We start from the raw sequence: 23380 nt of genomic DNA on the forward strand, positions 1-23380 counted from the left end.
GCAAAGTTCCCCTTTTTTAAAGTCGTATTTCTTCTTAAGTAAAAGTTATTTAATTAGTAAAGGGTTTTTGAGTTAGTTGCATATAAAAGTTATACTTATTTTTGGTTGGTTGTTAGGGGTTGCTTCGGCAGCTCCTTTTTTGTTTGCTCCTTTTTTTAACTTTTTATTATGATAAAATAAAAAGCAGTATTACATTTGCTGCATCTCAAAGGGGTGCTTACAAAAGTAGGCTGAGATTATACCCAATGAACCTGGGCGGGTAATGCTGTTAAGGGATACGTTGAATTTTTTTTCAGAAGACTAATAATAAGTCAAAAATCAAAATAACAATTAGAATAATTGCCCCTTTTATTCGTAACTAAAGTAGTACGAATGAAATCTATTTTCATAACAATTGCAGTTTTTATCTTAACAGGGAGCATTTTTGCTCAAGGGCAACAAATAGATACTCTAGAAGGTAAAAAAGTAGTCCTAGATGAGGTCTTTGTATCAGCAATAAGAGTAACAAAAGAATCTCCAGTAACTTTTTCTAATTTAACTAAAGAAGAAATTGCGCCTAGAAATTTAGGACAAGACATTCCCATTTTAATGAATTTTTTACCATCTGTAGTAACAACATCAGATGCAGGAGCTGGTATTGGTTATACAGGTATTAGAGTACGTGGTAGTGATGCTACCAGAGTAAATGTTACTATAAATGGGATACCTTATAATGACCCTGAATCTCAAGGTACTTTTTGGGTAAATATGCCAGATTTTTCATCTTCTACACAAAGCTTACAATTACAACGTGGTGTTGGTACATCTACCAATGGAGCAGGAGCTTTTGGAGCAAGTTTAAATTTCCTTACAGATGGATTTTCAGAAGAAGCTTTTGCACAATTATCATCCTCTATAGGTAGTTTTAATACGTTAAAAAATTCGGTAAAATTTAGTACAGGATTATTAAATGATCATGTGGAAATTGCTGGACGCTTATCAAGAATTTCTTCGGATGGTTATATAGATAGAGCTTCATCAGATTTAGATTCTTATTTTTTACAGGGAACTTATAAGAGTGATAAAACCCTATTAAAAGCTTTAATTTTTGGTGGGCATGAAGTTACTTATCAGGCTTGGTATGGTACTCCTTTAGCAAGAATTAATAATGACGCTACTGGAGTAGAAGATTTTATTGCAGAAAATTTTCTTTCTGATGCTGAAGCAGAAAATTTAAGAAACTCTGACCGTAGATATAATTATTATACCTATGAAAATGAAGTAGATAATTACAAGCAAAATCATGCACAATTACTTTGGAATCAAAATTTAAACAAGAATTGGAGTTCCAATTTAGCATTTCATTATACAAGAGGAAGAGGATATTTTGAGCAATACAAAGTAGATGAAGATTTTGCTACGTACGGAATTACTCCAATAACAATTAATGGAGAAGAGGTAAGTGAAACAGACATTATTCGTAGACGTTGGTTAGATAACCATTTTTATGGAACAACATTCTCCGCAAATTATATTAATGATAAAATTAATTTAATAATTGGTGGCGCATGGAACAAATATGAAGGCGGTCATTATGGAGAAGTTATATGGGCAGAAATTGCTAATAATATTAACTATGGAGATCGCTATTATGATGATAATTCAGTAAAAACAGACTTTAGTTTTTATACCAAAGCTAATTATAGTCTAAATGAACAATGGAGTGTATATGGGGATTTACAATTACGTACTGTTGGGTATACTGCAAATGGTGAAGATACAGGAATAGTAGACGATACATTTACATTTTTTAATCCTAAGGCAGGGGTAACTTTTGATTTGAATAGGAATAATAACTTTTATCTTTCTTATGCCATTGCAAATAGAGAACCAAATAGAAATGATTATGAGAATGGAAACCCAAAACCAGAACGTCTTGGCGATTTAGAATTGGGATGGCGTTATGTTTCTTCAAGTGTACAGTTAAATACCAATGTATATTACATGAAGTATAAAGATCAGTTAGTACTTACAGGAGAGCTTAATGATGTTGGTGCGCCTTTAAGAGCAAACGTTGGAGATAGTTATAGATTAGGCCTAGAGATAGATGCCAATATTAGTTTTGGAGAATATTTTGCTATAAGGCCAAATATTACATTAAGTCAGAATAAAAATAAAGATTTTATTTTCCAAAGAGATGGTGTGGTACAAAATTTAGGGGATACAGAAATATCTTTTTCTCCAAGTATAGTTGCAGGTGGTGCTTTTGCCTACATGCCTAAAGATAATTTGCAATTAGCCTTGTTAGGTAAATTTGTTGGGGAGCAATATATGGGTAATATAGATGCAGAAGGTTCTAAATTAGATAGTTATTCACAGTTCGATTTTAATGTACAATATGAGATTAATACAAATTCATTTATAAAGAGTATTGTTTTATCTGGTTTGGTAAATAACATATTTAATGAAAAATATATTTCAAACGGATATTTTTTCACATATGACGATACCTGGTCTACCCCGGGAGCAACAACAACTATAGAGGGTGCTGGCTACTACCCACAAGCAGGAACTAATTTTTTATTAGGCGCTACCATTAACTTTTAAACATAAGTGTTTATTTAAAAAGGGAATTTTTCTTTGCAAAAAGAGAATTCCCTTTTCTATTTTTGTTAGTAGGTACTTATTAAACAAATTTAATCATGGAAAAAGTAATTCGTTGGGGAATTATTGGTTGTGGAGCAGTAACAGAGGTAAAGAGTGGTCCAACATATAAAAACACAAATGGTTTTGAGCTTGTAGCTGTAATGCGAAGAGATAAAGAAAAAGCAGCAGATTACGCAAAAAGGCATAATGTTCCTAAGTACTACACCAATGCAGATGATTTAATTTTAGATGATGAGGTAGATGCTGTTTATATTGCCACACCACCAGACACACATAAATATTATGCTTTAAAAGTCGCAGAAGCTGGTAAGCCTTGTTGTGTAGAAAAACCAATGGCGCCTAGTTATGCAGATAGTTTAGAATTATATACTGCTTTTAATGAAAAAGAAATTCCGTTGTTTATAGCCTATTATAGAAGGTCTTTACCTCGTTTTTTAAAAGTAAAAGAATGGTTAGAGACTAATAAAATTGGGGATATTCGTCATATTCGATGGTATTTAAGCAAAACACCGTCAGACTTAGATATAAGTGGAGTTTACAATTGGCGTACAGATGCAGCTATTGCTCCCGGTGGTTATTTTGATGATTTAGCAAGTCATGGATTAGACCTTTTTTCTTTTTTATTAGGAGAATTTAAAGAAGTAAAAGGGATTGCTACAAACCAGCAAAAACTATATTCAGCAAAAGACGCTATAACAGCTTCTTGGGTTCATGAAAGTGGAGTTACGGGAGAAGGAAGCTGGAATTTTGGAAGTTTTTCCAGAGAAGATAAAGTTGAAATTATAGGAAGTAAAGGGAAAATAATTTTTTCAGTATTTAAAGAAGAAGAAATACAATTAACCACAACACAAGAGATCGTAAAATTATTTATTGAAAACCCTAAACATGTGCAAGAATTTCATGTAAAGAACATTCAAAAACATCTATTAGAAAATAAAAAGCATCCATCTTTGGGGAATTCTGGCTTACATTGTAGTTGGGTTATGGATAAAATTTTAGGAAATATTTAGTTAGATATACTTACAATATTGCCACTTCCAGTTGCATTATAATTTAGCATATCATAATAACGCCCTCCATCTTTAGGAGTGTTAGATAATTGTCCGGTAAATAAATTATAGGTAAACTCTTCACAAGAACAAGTAACTTCTTGCCCATTTAAGGTCATAGTAGAACATTCATTAGGGGCATGGTTTGGGCAACTAGCTTCAAAAGCTAAATATTGGTTAAAGCCAGAATTAATGACAAAAGCTCCTTTTGTTCCAACCCCGTTTGCATTTACATAAACGGCATTTCCCACATTGGTTAAAGGGCTATATTTTGGTAAGTTTAAATTAATTTCAAATCTAAATCCTATTTCTTGCAAATAAGGGTTTCTATTACCTCTATCAGAACTACAAGAAAATAAAATACTGATTAAAAAAAAGGAAAAGATATATTTCATATTTAAGATAAGGTTAAGAAATGTTTTACAAAAATGAACAAAAAATATGTATATTTGCGTTAAATCCTCGCTAAAAAACCCTTATAATGCGGTATAAGTAGAGGATTTTCTGATTTATTAAATTTAGAGTAATGAGTAACGTATCCTATTATACAGCAGAAGGGTTAAAAAACTTAAAAGACGAGTTAAACCAATTAAGAGATATAGAAAGACCAAAAGCATCGCAAGCAATTGCAGAAGCAAGAGATAAAGGAGATTTATCTGAAAATGCGGAGTATGATGCTGCAAAAGAGGCTCAAGGTTTATTAGAAATGAAAATTTCTAAAATGGAAGCGATTGTAGCAAATGCAAGGTTAATTGATGAATCTCAGCTAGACACTTCTAAGGTTTTAGTTTTATCTACTGTAAAATTAAAGAACCAAACCAATGGCATGGAAATGAAATACACACTTGTAGCAGAAAGCGAAGCCGATTTAAAAACAGGAAAAATATCAGTTAGTTCTCCTATTGGTAAAGGTTTGTTAGGAAAAGAAGTAGGTGATGTTGCGGAAATTAAAGTTCCCAATGGCACTTTAAAATTTGATATATTAGAAATTACTAGAGCTTAAAACATTTAATTTTAGACATAAAAAAACCCGGACTTTTCCGGGTTTTTGTTTTCAATGTAATTTTTATAATTACAAAAAGGGATAAAATTAACTAGCTTTTCTAATTTTTTTAACCACTTTTAATTTTGCTTTCTTCGCTTTTTTCTTTGCTACTGCTTTTTTCTTTGCAGCCTTTTTAGCGGCTACTTTCTTAGCAAGTTTCTTTTTTAAGGCTTTTTTAGCTTTCTTTTTCTTTGCAGCTTTTTTAGCAGCAATTTTTTTAGCTAATTTTTTCTTAAGTTTCTTTTTGTCAACTTTTTTACTAGCCTTTTTTTTACTTTTTTTCGACATTTTCTTTTTTTAGGTTAATGAATATGTGAGCTACAAAGTTACTAAAATGTTTCTCTAATGTAAATTAATTGTAAACAAATTTCAAATATTTTTCTTTCTACTATTTATTTTTAGCTCAAATTACATCTCTCTAAGACTACTTTTGTACCTTTGAAAAAGCTAAAAATCAACAATATGCCAACCATTTTCACCAAAATAATTAATAAAGAAATTCCTTGTTTTAAAATTGCCGAAGACGAAAACTTTTTTGCTTTTTTGGACATTAACCCAAATGCAGAAGGCCATACATTATGTATCCCCAAAAAAGAGGTAGATAAAATAATGGATTTAGATGAAGAAACATACATGGGTTTAATGACTTTTTCTAGGAAGGTGGGTAAGGCAATAGAAGCTGCATTAGATTGTAAACGTGTTGGTATAACAGTTATAGGTTTAGAAGTTCCTCATGCCCATGTGCACCTTATTCCTCTTAATGAAATGAAAGAGGCAACTTTTCAAAACAAAGTAAAATTAACTACAGAAGAATTTGAAGCTATTGCGACTAAAATACGTGCTAAAATTTAATAATTCCCGAAGTAAATAAATATATTCCAACACCTATTAGCGTAAAAGTAGACAATAATAAAATGTAAAATACAGAAGTATATTTTACAGAATTTTTTTCCGGAATTGCCATTTTCTGGTAATATTCAAAAATACGCTCAATATCATCTGTCCAGTTTACAGGATAAATATCAGATTTACAAGTGTTACAAGTAAGCTTATGTGTAACCACATTAGTTGTTTTGCGCACAAACTTTCCATAACTGTGTTTTTGATAAAAAGAAAGTTTTAAATCTTGATTAAAACATTCTGGACAGTTATTAGTTATATCGGCTTCTTTTATAACTACTAATTTTATTTCAGCCATTACGTACTTTTTACTTTTAAGGATATTTGCATTATAGTACCCTCTTTACCAGACGAAAGTACTTTAATTTTTCCATTATGGTATTCTTCAACTATTCTTTTTACTAAAGAAAGGCCTAATCCCCATCCTCTTTTTTTAGAAGTAACCCCAGGATTAAAAATAGTTTGAAAATTATTTTTGGAAATTCCTGTTCCAGTATCGGCAATTAAAATATGTACATTTTTACCGTTTTGGACTATTTCAATAGCAATACTACCTTTACCTTTCATGGCATCTATGCCATTTTTTACTAAATTTTCTATTGTCCAATTGTATAAAGAACTATTTATAAGCACAGGCAAACTATCTACTTTAGGAATAAAAGAAAAATGAATAAGTTTAGAGCTTCTTCTTCTAAGATATTCATAAGCTTCTCTTGTTTCCTTTACAATATCTGCTTCTTTAAGGGTAGGTAAAGAGCCAATTTTAGAAAAACGTTCTGTAATAGTTTCTAGTCTGGCAATATCTTTTTCTATTTCTTGAGTAATATCTTGGTTAATATTTTCCATTTTAAGTAACTCATTCCAGCCTAATAAAGAAGAAAGTGGTGTCCCAATTTGGTGCGCAGTTTCTTTTGCCATCCCAGCCCATAATTTGTTTTGTTCTGATGCTTTATTGGTCTTGAAAAAGAAAAATATAACGGCGCCAAAAAGAATTATTATTAAAAGTAAGGCAATAGGATAATATTTAAGTTTATTTAAAACATCTGAATTACCATAATATAAAGTTGCTAAATGTTCTCCTTGTTGATCTATAGAAATAGGGATGTTTTCATTTTGAAATTGAATTATTTTTTTTCTAATATAAAGGCTATCTTCTATTTTTTTATTGGGCATATTATTTACCCTAATAGAACCGTCTTTATTTTCTAAAATCATGGGTGAGGAAGAATTGTTTTGCAAAACCTTTATAGTTAAGTTTCCTAAATCCATGTTTTCTGAAGATTGTAAAAGCTCAGATTGTGCAGTTGCCCAAATCTCCATTTTTAAGCGCTCTTCCTCTTTAAACTTTTTAAAAAAACTATTTGTATTCCACAAAATAAGACTTACAATACCAAAAGCTATTGCTAATAAAACGAGGTTATACGTTTTTCTACGAGAATTAAAATTCATGAAACATGATTTCTGGTAATAAAGATACATTAAATTGCAATAATATTGCTTTTAGGTAGTAATCTAGAGTTTTAAATAGGATACAATTTTCATACATTTGTAAATCTATATAATTAAGATATTTAAAAGTAATTTTAATTAAAAAATAGAAAAAACAACAATCACTTTTAAAAGAAAAAAGTAAGTACAGTAAACTAAGAGAATATGGAAGTACAAGGAAAAATTAAACTAATTAACCAAGAACAAACTTTTGGGAACAATGGTTTTAGAAAAAGAGAATTAGTAGTTACTACAGATGAGCAATATCCACAAAGTATAATGATTGAATTTGTACAGGATAAGTGCGATTTACTTAATAAACATGCTGTAGGACAAGATGTAAAAGTAAGTATTAATTTAAGAGGTAGAGAGTGGACAAATCCGCAAGGAGAGGTTAAGTATTTTAATTCTATTCAAGGTTGGAGAATAGAGAACTTACAATCTGAAGCACCAAATGCTAATATACCACCAGTACCTCCAATGGATGCTTTTGAGCCTGCAGATAATTTAAATGAAGAAGATCACGACGATTTACCTTTTTAATATAAGATAAATAAAAATTAAAGCCTTCCTAGATAAGTTTAGGAAGGTTTTTTAGTATTTATTAATACGATAAAGAAAAACATAAAGTGTCTTTATATTTTTTAAATCAAGAATTATTTTTTCCCCCTGTTGCAAATGCCCATGAAGATGGGCTATTAGCAATTGGTGGAGATTTGTCTCCAGAGCGCTTAATTTTAGCATACAAATCTGGAATTTTTCCTTGGTTTAATGAGGGGTCACAAATTCTTTGGTGGAGTCCAAACCATAGAATGGTTCTTTTTCCTAAAGAAGTTAAAATTTCTAAAAGTATGCGTAAGGTTTTAAAGAGAGAAACTTTTTCTGTGACAAAAAATCAATGTTTTAGAGATGTTTTAATTCATTGTGCTACTGCAAAAAGAGAAGGGCAAGAAGGAACTTGGATAACTACTGCAATGATAAATGCTTATGTAAAACTACACGAATTAGGCAAAGCAGTTTCTTATGAAGTTTGGGAAAATAAAGAGCTAGTTGGTGGTTTGTATGGTATAGATTTAGGAACTGTTTTTTGCGGAGAAAGCATGTTTAGTACACGTAGCAATGCTTCTAAATTTGCATTTATAAAAATGGCCCAGGAACTAGAAAAAAAAGAATACAAACTTATAGATTGCCAAATGTATACTCCACATTTAGAAAGTTTGGGAGCAAGAGAAATACCAAGAGATGATTTTATTTCTATCCTAAAAAAATAACGTATTTAACCTTAGTATAAAGTGTGGTCGTAGTTAGGTGGTAAGGTTTCTTTAATTGATATATTTTTTCCTTCGGAATTATAGCGTATTTTATATAGTTTTTTACCGTGTGTTTCTTTTTTTCCTTTTACCAATAACTCGTAATAAATATCTGGAGTAATTAAGTTTTGAAAAGGAACCTTTAATATTTCTTTCTCATTATTAAGTACCACATATTGTTGTTGTATTTTTTTTATTTTATAAGAAGTAAAAGTTTGTTTTAAAAATAGAAGAATACGTTCATAACTTTCTTCGGGAATATCAATATTTTTAATTTTTACCTCAATATCTTTAAGACTCCCTTCTTTAGTAAATTCTAGACTATACCATAAGCGGTCTTTTTTAAATTTAACGTCATATATAGCTATTGAGCTATCTATTTCTTTATAAAATTTAACTTTTTTTATGCCAGGAAGTTTTTCTTCAACTAATTGCAAAGCACTAGTAGGAAATTGAGATTTTTTAATTCTAAATTCTCTTTCATACTTTAACTGTGCCTGTATTTTAAAAGCGCTAAAAAAGACTATTACTAATAGAAATTTATACTTCATTATACCTAAAACAATTTATTTCATGATCATTTACCATACCTGTTGCTTGCATAAAAGCATAAACTACAGTACTGCCTACAAATTTAAACCCTCTTTTTTTTAAATCTTTACTAATCGTATCAGAAAGTGGAGTGTTTGCAGGGGCTTCCTTGTAATTAACAACCTTGTTTTTTATTGGTTTATGGTCTACATAATCCCAAATGTATTTGCTAAAACTACCAAATTCTTCTTGTACTTTCATAAAAGCTTTTGCATTAGTAACGGTAGCATTAACTTTTAATTTGTTTCTAATTATTCCTGCATCTTGCAATAAAGAATCTATTTTTGGCTGTTCATATTCTGCAATTTTTTGATACTCAAAATTGTCAAAAGCTTTTCTAAAATTTTCTCGTTTTTTTAAGATGGTAATCCAGCTTAAACCTGCTTGGAATGTTTCTAATACTAAAAACTCAAACAACGCGTCATCCTCTTTCTCAGGAAGCCCCCATTCTAGGTCATGGTATTGCTCATAAAGTTCATCTCCTAAACACCAACCGCATTTATGTTTTTCCATAGTTTATTTTCTAAAAACTAAAGATATGTAAGTTTTATAAAATTTATCCTACCAATATGATCAATATCAGCTTTTCTAAAAGCGGACTAAAGTAAATTTGGATTTAAAATTATTTTGAATGGAAACATTAAGCAATAATACAATAGAGAAAGAAACGGCAACTCTAATTAAAGAAGCCCTAGATATAGCTATTTCTTATGAAGAATATAGAGATTTAGTAGCGTCTTTAGCCGAGGAAGAAAAATCTACAGGGACTGTGCAAACAGAAGCATTATCTAATTATACTGTTTTAAATAATAGACGTATGAAACGTTTAGATAAAACTATAAAAGTAAATGAAGTTGTATTAGAGAAAGTAAAAGCATATTCAAAAAAAATTACTTGGTTAGTTTTAACAGAAAGTTGGTGTGGCGATGCTGCTCAGACTATGCCTGTAATGAATAAGTTGGCAATATTGAACCCGAATATAAATTTACAAGTTATTCAAAGAGACCAAAACCTTGAGTTAATGAATAGGTTTTTAGTAAATGGCACACTTTCTATTCCTAAGTTAATAATGCTAGATAGTACTACTTTAGAAGTTCTTGGAGAATGGGGTTCTAGACCTACAATAGCAACAAAAATGGTAGAAGATTATAAAAAAGAACACGGAACTTTAACTCCAGAGTTTAAACAAGATTTACAGGTTTGGTATAATAAAGATAAAGGGCAAAATACAATTGAAGATTTAGTTATGCTATTAGATGTGTAGAAGTAAAATCATTTTTTAATACAAGGATTATGAAAGTAACAATACCTTTTTATGGAGAGTTGTGGTTATGTTTAAGATAAATAATTGTTTAGTATTGGCAGTTAATAGTATAAATTAAGATATTTGAATATTATTTAATATGTTATGCGATTATTAGCTATAGTATTTTGTGCTTTCTCTCTTATTTTTCTTGCATGTAGCTCTTCTAGTGGAAAAGTAGAAAAACCAAAATTAGAAACTAAGGAAACCTCAATAAATTTTATTGATGAATACATATTTCCTGAGAAAGAGTTTTTTAAGAACACTTTAGTAGGCGGACTCTCAGGTATAGATTATCATAATGGAACATGGTATTTTATTTGTGATGATTCTAAAGCTCCGGTTAGGTTTTATACTGCTGAAATAGATTATGATTTAGAAGGCTTTAATACTTTAAATTTAATTGATGTTGTAGCATTTAAAGGAGAAAATGGGAAGCCTTTACCTAGCGGCGTTGCAGACCCAGAATCTATACGTATCACTAAAAACAATACTATTGTTTGGAGTAGTGAAGGTGGTGTAAATAGCGGAATTAACCCCTTTATTAGAGAAGCTTCTTTTACCGGAGATTTTATACGTTCTTTTACTTTAGATACTAAGTTTAAAGTTTCTTCGGAAGAGAATATAGGGCCTAGAAATAATGGTGTTTTTGAAGCTCTTTCTTTAGATGCTAATGCTATGGGATATTGGACCGCTACAGAGTTGCCACTAAAACAAGATGGAGCAGTGCCTACAACAATAGAAGCAGTAACTCCTGTGAGAATTATTAATATAGATGAAGAAGGTAATTTTGGAAAAGAATTTGTGTATGAACTCAATTCTGTTCCTAAACCTGCTATTAACGATACAAATTTAGAGGTTAATGGTCTTGTAGAGCTTTTAGCATATGATACTAATAAATTTTTAGCGTTAGAACGTTCTTTTTCTTCTGGTTATGCAAATGGAGGTAATACAGTAAAAATTTATAGTGTAGATATTTCTAATGCAACAAATGTAAGTGGCGTTACGAGTTTAGAAGGAGCAGTTTATACAGCATCTACCAAAAAATTAGTATTCGATTTTGAATCTATTAGAAGTAAATTAACCAACAATACAGTAGATAATATAGAAGGGATAACTTTTGGACCAGATTTTGAAAATGGTAACCGTTCTTTAGTAGTTATAGCAGATGATAATTTTAGTTCTTTTGCGCCACAACTAAATCAGTTTATAGTTTTAGAGTTAGAAAACTTAGAATAGTGGTAAGAAGCTGTAGTTTTATTTACCTTGAAAAATATACGTAATTGTTCCTTTTTGGGAAGCCTTGTCTGAAGAATTAAATTTGGCTTTTAAGGCATAGGTAATGGCATTATCTACCAAACAACCATTTGATGTAGTGGAGCTTTTTGTATTAAAAGAAGCATCCGTAACATTGCCAACCACATTTACTTGAATATTAATAACCACTTTACCACCTTCTATACAGGTGTATATTGGCGGAGGTAATTTGTAGTTATTCCTATTCACTAAAGAATAAGAAACAGAGGTTTTACGTGCCGCTAAATTATTAGTAAACTCTTCTTTTTGAGCTTCTCTTTCTCCTAAAAGTTGCTTTTTTTCTTCTCTTTTTTTGGCTAATTCTTTTACGCGGGCATTATAATCAGATTCCGAGTTGTCTGAAGGAGCATCACTATTACTAGCAACTTCTCTTTCTTCTAAAATTTCATCTAGTGTTTTTAAAGGTTCAGGATTGCCATAACTAGGTTTTGCAGTTTCATTAAAAGCTAAATGACTTTTAATAGGGTCTGCTTTGGCCTGCTCTTCCAGTTTTTCTTTCTCTTCAATGAGCTCTTCAAGCTCTTCATCTAGCATAACCATTTCTACAACATATTCCTCTTTATCTTCTTCTTTGCCTAAATGTATGTTGTATAATGCTAACACCATGATAGACAGCGAGAAAAAAGTAATTAAAAAGGATAAATGTTTACGATTTAATTGCATAGGATTATAACCTCTTTTTTGCTAAAATATTTTACAAGACCTTAAAAATGAGAAAAATAGTATTATATATTTTCTCTTTTTGGTAATGTTTCTTCAAACGTTGTTGGGTCTATTGCTATATTTACGTTGTAATCCCCAATTTTGGTTCTTCGTAAGGCAGATAAATATCCTCCAGAGTTAAGTGCTTTTCCAAAATCATTTGCTATAGACCTAATATAAGTTCCTTTACTGCAGACAATTCTAAATTCTATTTCCGGTAAATTAATAGCTGTAACTTCAAATTCAGAAATGGTAATTTGCCTTTTTTTAACTTCTACTTCTTTACCTTCTCGAGCATATTCATATAAGCGTTTTCCATCTTTCTTTAAAGCAGAAAAAATAGGAGGTACTTGTTCTATTTCTCCTAAAAATTTAGGAATAGTAGTAGTAATAAGTTCTGGAGTTATATGTTCAATTGCAAAAGTCTCATTTACCTCGGTTTCTAAATCAAAAGAAGGCGTTGTGCCACCAACCGTTATTGTGCCAGTATATTCTTTAGTTTGCCCTTGAATTTCGGTAATTTTTTTAGTGAATTTACCTGTGCAAATAATTAGCAAACCTGTAGCCAAAGGATCTAGAGTACCAGCATGGCCAACTTTAATTTTTTTTAAATTAAAAGCTTTGCGAATTCCCCATTTTATTTTGTTAACCGCCTGGAAAGAGGTCCAGTTTAATGGTTTATCAATCAATAATAATTGTCCTTCTAAAAAATCTTCTTTAGTTTTCAATAGGTTTATATGTTGGGGTTTATCCTATATATCCGTACGTAATAGCAATAATACCTACTATTAAACAGTAAATAGCAAAGTAAGAAAGTTTACTTTTCTTTACTAATTGGATCATCCAGGTACAGGCAACTAAACCAGCTAAAAAGGCAGCAATAAAACCAGCTCCCATGGCAAAATTGTTTTCACCAGAGAAAGTTAAATCACCACTAAATAAATCTTTAGCAATTTTCCCAAAAATTAAAGGAATAACCATTAAGAAAGAAAAACGAGCAGCTTTGGTTTTGTCTACGCCAAGTAAAACAGATGTAGAAATAGTAGCGCCACTTCTAGAGATTCCAGGAAGCATTGCAATGGCTTGCGAAATACCTACAATTACAGCATTGCCAAAGCTTACTTTTTTATCGGTATCTTTTGCTTTATCTGCAAAATAAAGAAGTACAGCAGTTATAAGAAGCATAAAACCAACAAAGCGAATATTACCTCCAAAAAAACTTTCTAATTGCTCTTCAAAAAGCAATCCTACAATAACTGCAGGGAGCATAGAAAGAATAATTTTTAAAGAAAATTGGGTTTGTTCATTCCATTTAAACTGTAATAAACCACTAAGAATTTCCCATATATCTTTTCTAAAAACAACAATAGTACTTAATGCTGTTGCAAAGTGCAGTATTACTGTAAATAAAAGGCTTTCTTCTGGTACAGAATTGTCTCCTAAAATAGCTTTCCCAAGTTCTAAATGGCCACTAGAAGAAACAGGTAAAAATTCGGTTAAACCTTGTATTATTCCAAGGATAATAGCATCTAAAGTTTCCAAATTATTTTTTCTTATGCGGATTTAACAATATAGCGTAGATTTCAATACCTAAGCCAATTAATACAAGAGTTGGTGCTAAACGTATTCTTCTAAAATTGTAGATATCGTCATTAAAAACAGTAGGGTCATCACTACCGCCACCGCTCATTAAAATAAAACCTAAGGCAATACAGGCTAAACCTATAAACATGAAAAGGTAGTTTTTCTTTTGAAAAATAAACTCTTGTTTTTCCGAGTTACCTATATTAGAATTTTGTTTTTTACTCATAGGGCAAATTTAATAATATAATTCGTCGGTTCTAAGATTTAAGAAGCGTTGTGTAGCAAAATAGGTGCTAATAAACGAAATAAGTACCCCTAAGACAAAAACGGATACTAAAAGTACTATTAAAATGGTAGAATCTTCAAAAAGGCCAAGTTCTTTAAAATGCTCATTTACGTATAAAAGTACTCCGCCAAGAGCTATTAATGCTAAAATGGCACCTAGAATACCAAGTTTTATATTATTTATAATAAATGGACGTCTTATAAATGTCTTTGTTGCACCTACCATTTGCATAGTTTTTATAATAAAACGTTTAGAGTAGATAGATAGGCGAATAGAGCTGTTAATTAATAAAACAGCAATAAAGGTAAAAATGCTACTTGCTATTAAAATCCACAAGCCAATTTTTTTAATATTTTCAGTTAATAAACCAACAAGAGGTTTATCGTAACTAACCTCGTCTACATATCCTTTTCCAGAAATTTCTTCGGCAATAGTTGCAATTTGTTCTGGAGAAACAAAATCGGCATTTAGCTGTACATCAATAGAGTTTTTTAAAGGATTGTAGCCTAAAAAATCTTGAAAATTTTCCCCTAATTCCTCGGTATGTTGTTTTGCAGCCTCATCTTTAGAAACATAAATAGCTTTTTTTGTATACTCTGCCATAGAAAGGCTTTTTTGCATCTGGTCTATTTCTACCTCTTTAGCGCTATCTTTTAAAAATACAGAAATAGTAATTTGTTCTTTAAAATGGTCTCCCATTTTTTTAGTATTTAAAACCAAAAGCCCTAAAATACCTAGTAAAAACAATACTAAAGCTATACTAAGTACTACAGAGAAGTAAGAAGAAATTAATTTTCTTTTTTGATAATTTTCAAAAGATTTGCTCATAATTGGTATTCCGAGTTGTAAAAATAGGAAAATTATTTATGCCTTTAAACAAGCTGTTGCTTTAGCTTTCGTCTTTCCTTTATTAAACTTATTTTTGCCGAGAATAAAAGTATACCTATCATGCAGTACAATTTCAATGAAATTGAAGCCAAGTGGCAAAAATATTGGGCAGAGAACCAAACGTTTAAAGCGGATAATCCTGCCCAGAGTAAAGTCGAAGGGAATATAGAAAAACCTAAATTCTATGTTTTAGATATGTTTCCTTATCCTTCGGGAGCAGGATTACATGTTGGGCATCCTCTAGGTTATATTGCGAGCGATATTTATGCACGTTATAAAAGACACAAAGGTTTTAATGTAATGCATCCGCAAGGGTATGATTCTTTTGGACTTCCTGCCGAGCAGTATGCTATACAAACTGGACAACACCCTGCAATTACTACTGCAGAGAATATTAAAACCTATAGAAGGCAGTTAGATCAAATTGGTTTTTCTTTTGATTGGAGTCGTGAGGTAAGAACATCGGACCCAAAATATTACAAATGGACCCAATGGATTTTTATTCAAATATTTAATTCGTGGTATAATAAAGAGACAGACAAAGCAGAAGATATAGAAACTCTTATTGCTGCTTTTGAGAAAGATGGGAATACAGCTGTAAATGCAGTTTGCGATGATGCTATTGAAACATTTTCTGCCGCAGATTGGAATAGTTTTTCTGATAAAAGAAAGCAAGAAGTTTTATTACAATATAGGTTGACGTATTTAGCGGAAACCGAGGTAAACTGGTGTCCTGCTTTAGGAACAGTTTTGGCAAATGACGAGATTGTAAATGGCGTATCCGAACGTGGTGGGCATCCTGTGGTTCGTAAAAAAATGACCCAATGGAGCATGCGTATTTCTGCCTATGCGCAACGTTTGTTAGATGGGTTAGAAAAGATAGATTGGCCACAACCGTTAAAAGATTCGCAAACCAATTGGATTGGTCGTTCTCAAGGTGCTTCGGCAGTATTTAATGTAAATGAACATGATGCGGTTATAGATGTATTTACAACACGCCCAGATACTATTTTTGGCGTAAGTTTTATGACTTTGGCTCCGGAACACGATTTGGTTTCACAAATAACAACGCCAGAGCAAAAAGCGGAGGTTGAAGCCTATATAGAAGCTACTGCAAAACGTTCGGAGCGTGATCGTATGGCAGATGTAAAAACCATTTCAGGTGCTTTTACAGGAGCATATGCAGAACATCCATTTTCTAAAGAGCCTATTCCTATTTGGATAGGTGATTATGTGTTGGCAGGTTATGGTACAGGAGCAGTAATGTCTGTTCCATGTGGGGATCAGCGAGATTATGATTTTGCAAAACATTTTAATATTCCTATTCCTAATATTTTTGAAGGTGTAGATATTTCTGAAGAAGCTTTTGCGGATAAGGGTAAAACAGTAATTGCTAATTCCGATTTCTTAAACGGATTGCCATATAAGAAAGCCATGAAATTGGCGATTTACGAATTAGAGAAATTAGGCCAAGGCGAAGGAAAAATAAACTACCGTTTACGCGATGCTGTTTTTAGTAGACAGCGTTATTGGGGAGAACCTTTCCCAGTATATTATGTAGACGGAATGCCACAAATGATTGCGCCAGAACATTTACCAATTGCGTTGCCAGAGGTAGAAAAATATTTGCCAACCGAAACCGGAGAGCCGCCATTAGGAAATGCTGAGGTTTGGGCATGGGATACAGTTGCAAATAAAGTAGTGAACAATAGTGAGATTAATAACAACACAGTGTGGCCTTTGGAGTTGAATACGATGCCAGGTTGGGCAGGAAGTTCCCAATACTTTAATAGGTATATGGACCCTACGAACGAGGAAGAAATTTTCTCTAAAGAGGCTATGAACTACTGGCAAGATGTAGATTTATATATTGGTGGTAGCGAGCATGCAACAGGGCATTTATTATACAGCCGTTTTTGGCAAAAATTTATGTTCGATAAAGGTTTTGTACCCAAAGATGAATTTGCTAAAAAGCTGATTAACCAAGGAATGATTACAGGGACTAGTGCTTTTGTTTATACATTAAGTATTGAATTAAAAGATGGCGAGTCTACAACTCTTTATACCGAACCGACTTTTCATTATTTTACGAAAAGCTTAATAGATAAGCTTGAAAATCAAGAGATAGACCCTGCTGTTCAGAAGGTTATTGATCAAGTTGTTGATAAGTATAAAGAACAATGGGGAGAAAAAACTTATTGGAATAAAAATATCAATATTCATAAAACACATGTTGATATTTCTATGGTTAACTCTTCTGATGAATTGAATATGGATGCGTTTCAAAAATGGAGACCAGAAAATGAAGGTGTTACTTTTGTTGTTGAGAATGGTAAATATATCGTTGGTCGCGAAGTCGAAAAAATGTCCAAATCCAAATACAATGTGGTAAATCCAGATGAAATTTGTGAAGAATACGGTGCAGACTCTTTGCGTTTGTACGAGATGTTTTTAGGCCCCTTAGAGCAATCTAAACCATGGAATACAGCAGGTATTACAGGAACACACGGTTTCTTAAAAAAACTATGGCGTTTGTATGTTCCTTTTATGGATGGGTCACTGAGCGAGGACACTGAGCGAAGCCGAAGTGAAGCCGAAGTGAAGCCAACCAAAGACAATTTAAAAACCTTACATAAAACCATTAAAAAGGTGGAAGAAGATATAGAGAATTTCTCTTTCAATACTTCTGTATCTACTTTTATGATATGTGTAAATGAACTTTCTACGCAGAAATGTACTAGTAAAGAGATTTTAGAAGCTTTGGCAATTTTAGTATCGCCTTATGCTCCGCATATAGCAGAAGAACTATGGAGTCAATTAGGGAATAGCAAGTCTATTTCTACAGCACCTTTCCCCGCTTTTGATGCAAGTTATTTGGTAGAAAGTAGCAAAGAATACCCAATTTCTTTTAATGGTAAAATGCGTTTTAAATTGGAGTTACCATTAGATATGAGCAAAGACCAGATTGAAGAAGTGGTAATGGCACATGAAAAAACACAACAGCAATTACAAGGAAGAACACCAAAGAAGGTGATTATAGTTCCTGGTAAAATTGTGAATATAGTAGGGTAGTATTTAAATCCTCTCTTTTAAAAGAGAGGATTATATTTTCCTAACTTGTAATTTTTAAGAAAAATCATTTTTCTAATTAAATCACTCCTATGGAAAAAATAGAGATTTTAGGGTTAATAGCAGCCGTGTTTACTACGTCCTCTTTTTTTCCGCAAGTATATAAAGCTTGGAAAGAAAAATCTACCAAAGACATATCCTTAACCATGTATATTGCTTTTTTAATAGGGATAATACTTTGGTTAATTTATGGGTATTATATTAATAGCATATCTATGGTAATTGCCAATACAGTAACTTTAGTATTGGTGTTAATTGTTATTGTATTAAAGTTTAAATACAAATAGGTAAAAAAGCCTCATGTCAAGTCCACAAATCATAGATAAAAAAAAGCGTCTTAAATAGTAAGACAAGTTTTAGGGTATTTAAATTCTAATTGTGGCATAAAAACTACTTGTGTTTTTGTTCTTTCAAGTGTGTTATTCCTTTTTTCACAAAAAAAGTACTGTGTTTTTTCTTCTTTTTTAACTTTTTCGCTCCCTATTTATAGTATTCTCATTCTGTAATTCATTTATTTTAATTTCTCACTTATTTTTGCATCACCCTAGTAAAATGATAAAATATTTATAAATAATATCATTATTTTTATTATTACCCCTAAAAAATTAGGGGGTTGTTATATTTTATTCGATGTATTTTGTACTTGACCCCTAATATTTTGTTAAAAAAATTTTTTTATTTCAAAAGTTTATCACAAATTTGCTTCAGTATTACTAAAATCGTAACAAATGATAGTTGGTGTCCCAAAGGAAATTAAAAATAATGAGAGTCGTGTAGGAATGACTCCTGCAGGGGTTTTTGAGCTTGTTCGTTCTAATCATACAGTTTATGTACAATCTAACGCTGGAGTAGGAAGTGGTTTTACGAACGAAGATTACCAACAAGTTGGTGCTGTTATTTTAGATACTATAGGGCAGGTTTATGCTATGAGTGAAATGATTGTAAAGGTAAAAGAACCTATAAAGGAAGAATATACTTTGGTGCAAGAGGGGCAAATTGTATTTACCTATTTTCATTTTGCATCTAGTGAAGCCTTAACGAAAGCCATGATAAAAAGTAAGGCTATTTGTATAGCTTATGAAACGGTAGAAGATGAAGACGGTACCTTACCCTTATTAACACCAATGTCTGAGGTTGCTGGTAGAATGGCAATACAGCAAGGTGCTAAATATTTAGAAAAACCTGTAAAAGGTAAAGGAGTTCTTTTAGGAGGTGTTCCGGGAGTAGCGCCAGGTAAAGTTTTAGTACTTGGAGCGGGTGTAGTAGGTATACAAGCTGCTAAAATGGCAGCAGGATTAGGAGCGCATGTCACTATTTTAGATATAGATATGAAACGTTTACGTTATGTAAATGATGTAATGCCACCACACGTTGTTACAGAGTTTTCTAATGAGTTTAATATAAGAAAACATATAAAAACACATGATCTAATTATTGGAGGTGTTTTGCTTAAAGGAGCAAAAGCGCCAAACCTAATAACTAGAGATATGTTAAAGGAAATGCACCCAGGAACAGTAATTGTAGATGTTGCTGTGGATCAAGGTGGGTGTGTAGAAACTACAAGGCCTACAACACATGAAGACCCTACCTATATAATAGAAGACGTTGTACATTATACTGTGGCAAATATGCCAGGGGCAGTGCCATATACTTCTACAATGGCACTTACTAATGTTACTCTTCCTTATGTTTTAGCATTAGCTAAAGATGGATGGGAAGTGGCTAGTTCTAAGAATGAAGCACTACAAAAAGGTTTAAATATTGTAAATGGTGGCGTAGTATATAAAGAAATTATAGAGGCTTTTGGTTGGCAATCCTCTATGGTATAAATTAAGATTAAGTTAGTTTTAAAAACCTTGTCAATTTTCCTTTTGGCTAATTCGGGAATATTGGCGGGGTTTTTGCTTTCTATTATTAAAAGAATTTGTTTGCAAGAATAATTCTTTAGTATATTTATTTAAAATTAAAAATAGAAAGTTATGTTTGGATTTGATATAGGTTATATAATAATTGCTGGAGCTTTTGGGCTTTTTAGTATGTTTGTTAGTAACCGTCTTAAAAGTAAATTTAAAAAGTACTCTCAAGTATATTTACGTAATGGGCTAAGTGGTGCGGAAATTGCAGAGAAAATGTTAGCCGATCATGGTATTACAGATGTAAAAGTTATTTCTACACCGGGAATGTTAACGGATCATTACAACCCTGCAAATAAAACAGTTAATTTAAGTGAAGGCGTTTATGCGCAAAGAAATGCATCTGCTGCTGCAGTAGCAGCACATGAGGTTGGGCATGCAGTGCAACATGCAACAGCATATAGTTGGTTGCAAATGCGCTCTAAACTAGTACCAGTTTTAAATATTACTTCTAGATTTTCTATGTGGGTAATTTTTGGAGGAATGGCACTTATGAGTACTACAGCTATTGGAGGTACTATAGCATGGGTTGGTGTTGCATTATATGGAATAGGAACATTATTTAGCTTTATAACTCTCCCTGTAGAGTATGATGCTAGTAACCGTGCATTAGCCTGGTTAAAGAATAAAAATATGGTAAGTCAAGAAGAATATGCAGGTGCAGAAGATGCTCTTAAATGGGCAGCAAGAACTTATTTAGTTGCTGCTATTGGAGCACTGGCAACTTTGTTATATTTTGCTATGCGAGTAGCAAGTAGAGATTAATTTTACTTGATGTAGTAAAAAATATAAGCCTCCAATTTGGAGGCTTTTTTATATGGTAATTTGTCGGTCTATTTGTTGATTTAATGAGATAAATGTTTCTGTTCTAGAAACACCTTCTATTTGCTGTATATCTCTATTTAATACATGCATTAAATGTTCATTATCTCTGCAGAGTATCTTAATTAATATAGACCAGTTTCCTGTAGTGTAATGGCATTCTAAAACTTCTGGAATTTTCTCTAGCTGTTTAACAGCAACTGGGTTACTCATTGCTTTATCTAAGTAGATACCAATATAAGCCATAGTGGTATAACCCATAACTTTTGGGTTTATAATAAATTTAGAACCAGCCAAAAGTCCTGAGGACTCTAATTTTCGTAAACGTTGATGAATGGCAGCACCAGAAATACCTATACTTCTTGCAATTTCTAAGACAGGTTTTCTTGCATCAGACATTAAAAATCTTAGAATTTTCTTGTCTATTCCATCTATTTTAACATTTTTATCAGCAGATTTCATAAAAGTAGTTTCAAATATCTAGTAAAAGTAAAAAAAAGCTAACACATATTAATTCTTATCTTTATGTATTGTAACCAACATAAGGAACTTGTTGTTCTGTAAATAATATTCCGTAGTTTTCTAGTTCTTTTAAAATAGGGGTATACACTTCTTTTGTTAGTGGAATTTGAACTCCAGGAGTAGTTATTTTTTTATTTAAAACCAATAAGGTTGCTATAGCTGCTGGTAATCCAACAGTTTTTGCCATAGCTGTATATGTTCTATTTTCTCCTATTACAACCATGTTTGCATCAATTTGATATTTTTTACCATCTTGTTTGTATCCAATTTTATGATACATGATAATCATATCTTTGTCCTCTTCGTCTAAGGTCCATCTTGCTTCTAATATTTCTTGTAGAATTTGTGCAGGTGTTGCTTTTTCAAGAGATATTTTTTTATTGGGATTAAATAAATCTAACTCTATAAGTTTACTCCAAATAATATCATCTTGATCTATATTTAAATAGTGTCGTAATTTTAGTTCTACGGAGTCTGTTGGGGAGTATGGTAAAAATAAGTTTACAAATTCTCTATAACGCATGCCTAGAGAATTTTCAATAGTATAACTATCATCTGTCATTCCCAATTGTACAAATATATCCCACGCCTTAGAAAAACCTACTTTGCGTAGTGTTCCCCTATATAATGTTAAAACATCTTGCAAACCATAAGCCTCTCTGTAGTTTAAAGAATCTCTATTGGCATATCCTTCAAATTGCCCGTATCCTGGGATATTAAAAAACTCTGTTCTTCTAAATAATTTTTGATACGGAATATATTTATAAGTTCCTTCCTGAATAAATTGTGCTGCACCACCTTGTCCTGCTAGAACAACATTCCGAGGGTTCCAAGTAAATTTATAATTCCATAGATTGGTGTCGCTTTCTGCGGCTACTAAGCCACCTGTAAAAGACTCAAAAAGCAAAACTTTACCACCTTTATTCCTAATAGAATCTAACAATTGCATAGCACTCATATGATCTATACCTGGATCCAAGCCAATTTCATTCATAAAAACAAGCCCTTTTTCTTTTGCTTGTTTATCTAAAGACTTTATTTCTTTACTTATGTAAGATGCAGTAATTAAATGTTTAGAATAGGTAATGCAATCTTGGGCAACTAGTATATGAAAACGTGCAGGGAGCATGGAAACAACAATAGTACTATTGTTAATAGCTTTTTGCCTTTCCTCATCATTAAAAACATCTAACTTTACAATAGTACAAGCAGCATGTTTAGCGAATTTTTCAGAAATTGCTTTAGGGTTAATGTCTCCAATGGTAATATGTAATTTTTCGGATTCGGATTTTTCTAAAAAGTAATTTATTAAATAGGATGTAGATTTGCCAGCACCTACAATAAGTATTTTTCGCAACATGGTTTTTGTAATTTTGTGTCTAGATAGACAAATATTATAATATATAATTGTTACAAATGTAAAAATAACAATAAAATAAGTTATGAACAAAACAATTTTTGGTACTGGGATTCTATTAGGAGTTCTTGCTGTTATATTAGGAGCCTTTGGGGCTCATGCTTTAGAAAAAGTATTAAGTGTAGATAGTTTACAGAGTTTTGAGACAGGGGTTCGTTATCAAATGTATCATGCTTTACTGTTATTATTTTTAAGTACTACTTCTCTAATCAAAGAAGAAAGAAAAAAGTTAATTTATTATCTATTAACCATAGGAATTATTTTCTTCTCTTTTTCTATTTATTTACTAGCTACAAATAGCCTTACAGGTTTTAATTTTAAAACTATTGCCTTATTAACCCCTATTGGTGGGACAATATTAATTTTTGGATGGGTAGTATTAGGCTATCGAACATTTAGGTAATTTGTCTAATTAATTTGTTTTTATATTGGGGAGGGCGCAAAATTTATATATGTTTGTACTCTAAA

The 23380-nt window shown here is 31.7% G+C and carries 26 protein-coding genes; 13 read left to right on the forward strand and 13 right to left on the reverse strand.

The window, feature by feature from the left end:
* The first annotated feature begins 372 nt into the window (after positions 1-372).
* Both CLV91_RS05730 and CLV91_RS05735 read left to right on the forward strand, forming a co-directional pair.
* Complete coding sequence (locus CLV91_RS05730; protein WP_121064843.1) at positions 373-2586, forward strand: TonB-dependent receptor; 2214 nt, start codon at positions 373-375, stop codon at positions 2584-2586.
* 95 nt (positions 2587-2681) lie between these two features.
* Positions 2682-3656 (forward strand): Gfo/Idh/MocA family protein, encoded by a 975-nt coding sequence (locus CLV91_RS05735; RefSeq protein WP_121064845.1) that lies wholly within the window; start codon positions 2682-2684, stop codon positions 3654-3656.
* Here the strand turns inward: CLV91_RS05735 and CLV91_RS05740 are convergent.
* Positions 3653-4090: a Rieske (2Fe-2S) protein gene (locus CLV91_RS05740; protein WP_170146704.1), complete on the reverse strand. Its 438-nt coding sequence runs from the start codon at positions 4088-4090 to the stop codon at positions 3653-3655. The two genes, CLV91_RS05735 and CLV91_RS05740, sit on opposite strands and share 4 nt — an antisense overlap.
* Positions 4091-4221: 131 nt before the next feature.
* On the opposite strand from CLV91_RS05740, the gene greA reads away from it, so the two are divergent.
* On the forward strand, positions 4222-4698 hold the full coding sequence (gene greA, locus CLV91_RS05745) for a transcription elongation factor GreA (protein WP_121064847.1): 477 nt from the start codon (positions 4222-4224) through the stop codon (positions 4696-4698).
* Between the two features lie 87 nt (positions 4699-4785).
* Here greA and CLV91_RS05750 read toward each other — a convergent pair whose 3' ends face one another.
* Entirely contained in the window at positions 4786-5028 is a 243-nt protein-coding gene (locus CLV91_RS05750; RefSeq protein WP_121064848.1) for a hypothetical protein, read from the reverse strand.
* 174 nt (positions 5029-5202) lie between these two features.
* On the opposite strand from CLV91_RS05750, the gene CLV91_RS05755 reads away from it, so the two are divergent.
* Entirely contained in the window at positions 5203-5592 is a 390-nt protein-coding gene (locus CLV91_RS05755) for an HIT family protein (RefSeq protein WP_121064850.1), read from the forward strand.
* On the opposite strand, the gene CLV91_RS05760 is transcribed toward CLV91_RS05755, so the two are convergent.
* Positions 5582-5938 (reverse strand): hypothetical protein, encoded by a 357-nt coding sequence (locus CLV91_RS05760; RefSeq protein WP_121064852.1) that lies wholly within the window; start codon positions 5936-5938, stop codon positions 5582-5584. The genes CLV91_RS05755 and CLV91_RS05760 overlap by 11 nt on opposite strands.
* Complete coding sequence (locus tag CLV91_RS05765; protein WP_121064854.1) at positions 5938-7089, reverse strand: sensor histidine kinase; 1152 nt, start codon at positions 7087-7089, stop codon at positions 5938-5940. The genes CLV91_RS05760 and CLV91_RS05765 overlap by 1 nt, the downstream gene beginning before the upstream one ends.
* 204 nt (positions 7090-7293) lie before the next feature.
* On the opposite strand from CLV91_RS05765, the gene CLV91_RS05770 reads away from it, so the two are divergent.
* Both CLV91_RS05770 and aat read left to right on the forward strand, forming a co-directional pair.
* Entirely contained in the window at positions 7294-7671 is a 378-nt protein-coding gene (locus CLV91_RS05770; RefSeq protein ID WP_121064856.1) for a DUF3127 domain-containing protein, read from the forward strand.
* A gap of 86 nt (positions 7672-7757) precedes the next feature.
* Positions 7758-8399: a leucyl/phenylalanyl-tRNA--protein transferase gene (aat, locus tag CLV91_RS05775; protein WP_121064858.1), complete on the forward strand. Its 642-nt coding sequence runs from the start codon at positions 7758-7760 to the stop codon at positions 8397-8399.
* Between the two features lie 11 nt (positions 8400-8410).
* Here the strand turns inward: aat and CLV91_RS05780 are convergent, their stop codons facing one another.
* Complete coding sequence (locus CLV91_RS05780; RefSeq protein ID WP_121064860.1) at positions 8411-8989, reverse strand: hypothetical protein; 579 nt, start codon at positions 8987-8989, stop codon at positions 8411-8413.
* Positions 8979-9542 carry a DNA-3-methyladenine glycosylase I gene (locus CLV91_RS05785; protein ID WP_121064862.1) on the reverse strand — a complete coding sequence of 188 codons (564 nt, stop codon included), beginning with the start codon at positions 9540-9542 and terminating at the stop codon, positions 8979-8981. Before CLV91_RS05785 ends, CLV91_RS05780 begins: the two co-directional genes overlap by 11 nt.
* Before the next feature lie 118 nt (positions 9543-9660).
* Here CLV91_RS05785 and CLV91_RS05790 point away from each other — a divergent pair, with 118 nt between their 5' ends.
* Positions 9661-10293, forward strand: a complete 633-nt coding sequence (locus CLV91_RS05790) for a thioredoxin family protein (protein WP_121064864.1) — start codon at positions 9661-9663, stop codon at positions 10291-10293.
* 144 nt (positions 10294-10437) lie between these two features.
* Entirely contained in the window at positions 10438-11571 is a 1134-nt protein-coding gene (locus CLV91_RS05795; protein ID WP_121064867.1) for an esterase-like activity of phytase family protein, read from the forward strand.
* An 18-nt stretch (positions 11572-11589) separates the two neighbouring features.
* Here the strand turns inward: CLV91_RS05795 and CLV91_RS05800 are convergent, their stop codons facing one another.
* The 5 genes from CLV91_RS05800 to CLV91_RS05820 form a co-directional block, all read right to left on the reverse strand.
* The gene (locus CLV91_RS05800) at positions 11590-12312 is read right to left on the reverse strand and encodes a hypothetical protein (RefSeq protein ID WP_121064869.1); all 723 of its coding nucleotides are present in this window, start codon (positions 12310-12312) and stop codon (positions 11590-11592) included.
* Between the two features lie 62 nt (positions 12313-12374).
* On the reverse strand, positions 12375-13079 hold the full coding sequence (truB, locus tag CLV91_RS05805; RefSeq protein WP_121064871.1) for a tRNA pseudouridine(55) synthase TruB: 705 nt from the start codon (positions 13077-13079) through the stop codon (positions 12375-12377).
* Positions 13080-13098: 19 nt separating this feature from the next.
* Positions 13099-13893, reverse strand: coding sequence for an undecaprenyl-diphosphate phosphatase (locus tag CLV91_RS05810; RefSeq protein WP_121064873.1), 795 nt, complete (start codon positions 13891-13893; stop codon positions 13099-13101).
* Position 13894: 1 nt separating this feature from the next.
* Positions 13895-14161, reverse strand: a complete 267-nt coding sequence (locus CLV91_RS05815) for a DUF3098 domain-containing protein (protein WP_121064875.1) — start codon at positions 14159-14161, stop codon at positions 13895-13897.
* Between the two features lie 9 nt (positions 14162-14170).
* Positions 14171-15049, reverse strand: coding sequence for a cell division protein FtsX (locus CLV91_RS05820; protein WP_121064877.1), 879 nt, complete (start codon positions 15047-15049; stop codon positions 14171-14173).
* 120 nt (positions 15050-15169) lie between these two features.
* On the opposite strand from CLV91_RS05820, the gene CLV91_RS05825 reads away from it, so the two are divergent.
* From CLV91_RS05825 to CLV91_RS05840, 4 genes are all read left to right on the forward strand, one after another.
* Complete coding sequence (locus CLV91_RS05825) at positions 15170-18181, forward strand: leucine--tRNA ligase (protein ID WP_121064879.1); 3012 nt, start codon at positions 15170-15172, stop codon at positions 18179-18181.
* A gap of 89 nt (positions 18182-18270) precedes the next feature.
* Complete coding sequence (locus tag CLV91_RS05830; RefSeq protein ID WP_121064881.1) at positions 18271-18525, forward strand: SemiSWEET family sugar transporter; 255 nt, start codon at positions 18271-18273, stop codon at positions 18523-18525.
* A gap of 441 nt (positions 18526-18966) precedes the next feature.
* Entirely contained in the window at positions 18967-20067 is a 1101-nt protein-coding gene (gene ald / locus CLV91_RS05835) for an alanine dehydrogenase (protein ID WP_121064883.1), read from the forward strand.
* 150 nt (positions 20068-20217) lie between these two features.
* The gene (locus tag CLV91_RS05840) at positions 20218-20916 is read left to right on the forward strand and encodes a zinc metallopeptidase (RefSeq protein ID WP_121064885.1); all 699 of its coding nucleotides are present in this window, start codon (positions 20218-20220) and stop codon (positions 20914-20916) included.
* A gap of 48 nt (positions 20917-20964) precedes the next feature.
* On the opposite strand, the gene CLV91_RS05845 is transcribed toward CLV91_RS05840, so the two are convergent.
* Entirely contained in the window at positions 20965-21435 is a 471-nt protein-coding gene (locus CLV91_RS05845; protein ID WP_121064887.1) for an Lrp/AsnC ligand binding domain-containing protein, read from the reverse strand.
* Between the two features lie 61 nt (positions 21436-21496).
* The gene (locus CLV91_RS05850) at positions 21497-22855 is read right to left on the reverse strand and encodes a saccharopine dehydrogenase family protein (protein ID WP_121064889.1); all 1359 of its coding nucleotides are present in this window, start codon (positions 22853-22855) and stop codon (positions 21497-21499) included.
* An 82-nt stretch (positions 22856-22937) separates the two neighbouring features.
* Here CLV91_RS05850 and CLV91_RS05855 point away from each other — a divergent pair, with 82 nt between their 5' ends.
* Positions 22938-23315 carry a DUF423 domain-containing protein gene (locus CLV91_RS05855; protein WP_121064891.1) on the forward strand — a complete coding sequence of 126 codons (378 nt, stop codon included), beginning with the start codon at positions 22938-22940 and terminating at the stop codon, positions 23313-23315.
* The last annotated feature ends 65 nt before the right edge of the window (positions 23316-23380 follow it).

It is taken from the genome of Maribacter vaceletii (genome assembly GCF_003634105.1).
GTDB lineage: Bacteria > Bacteroidota > Bacteroidia > Flavobacteriales > Flavobacteriaceae > Maribacter_B > Maribacter_B vaceletii.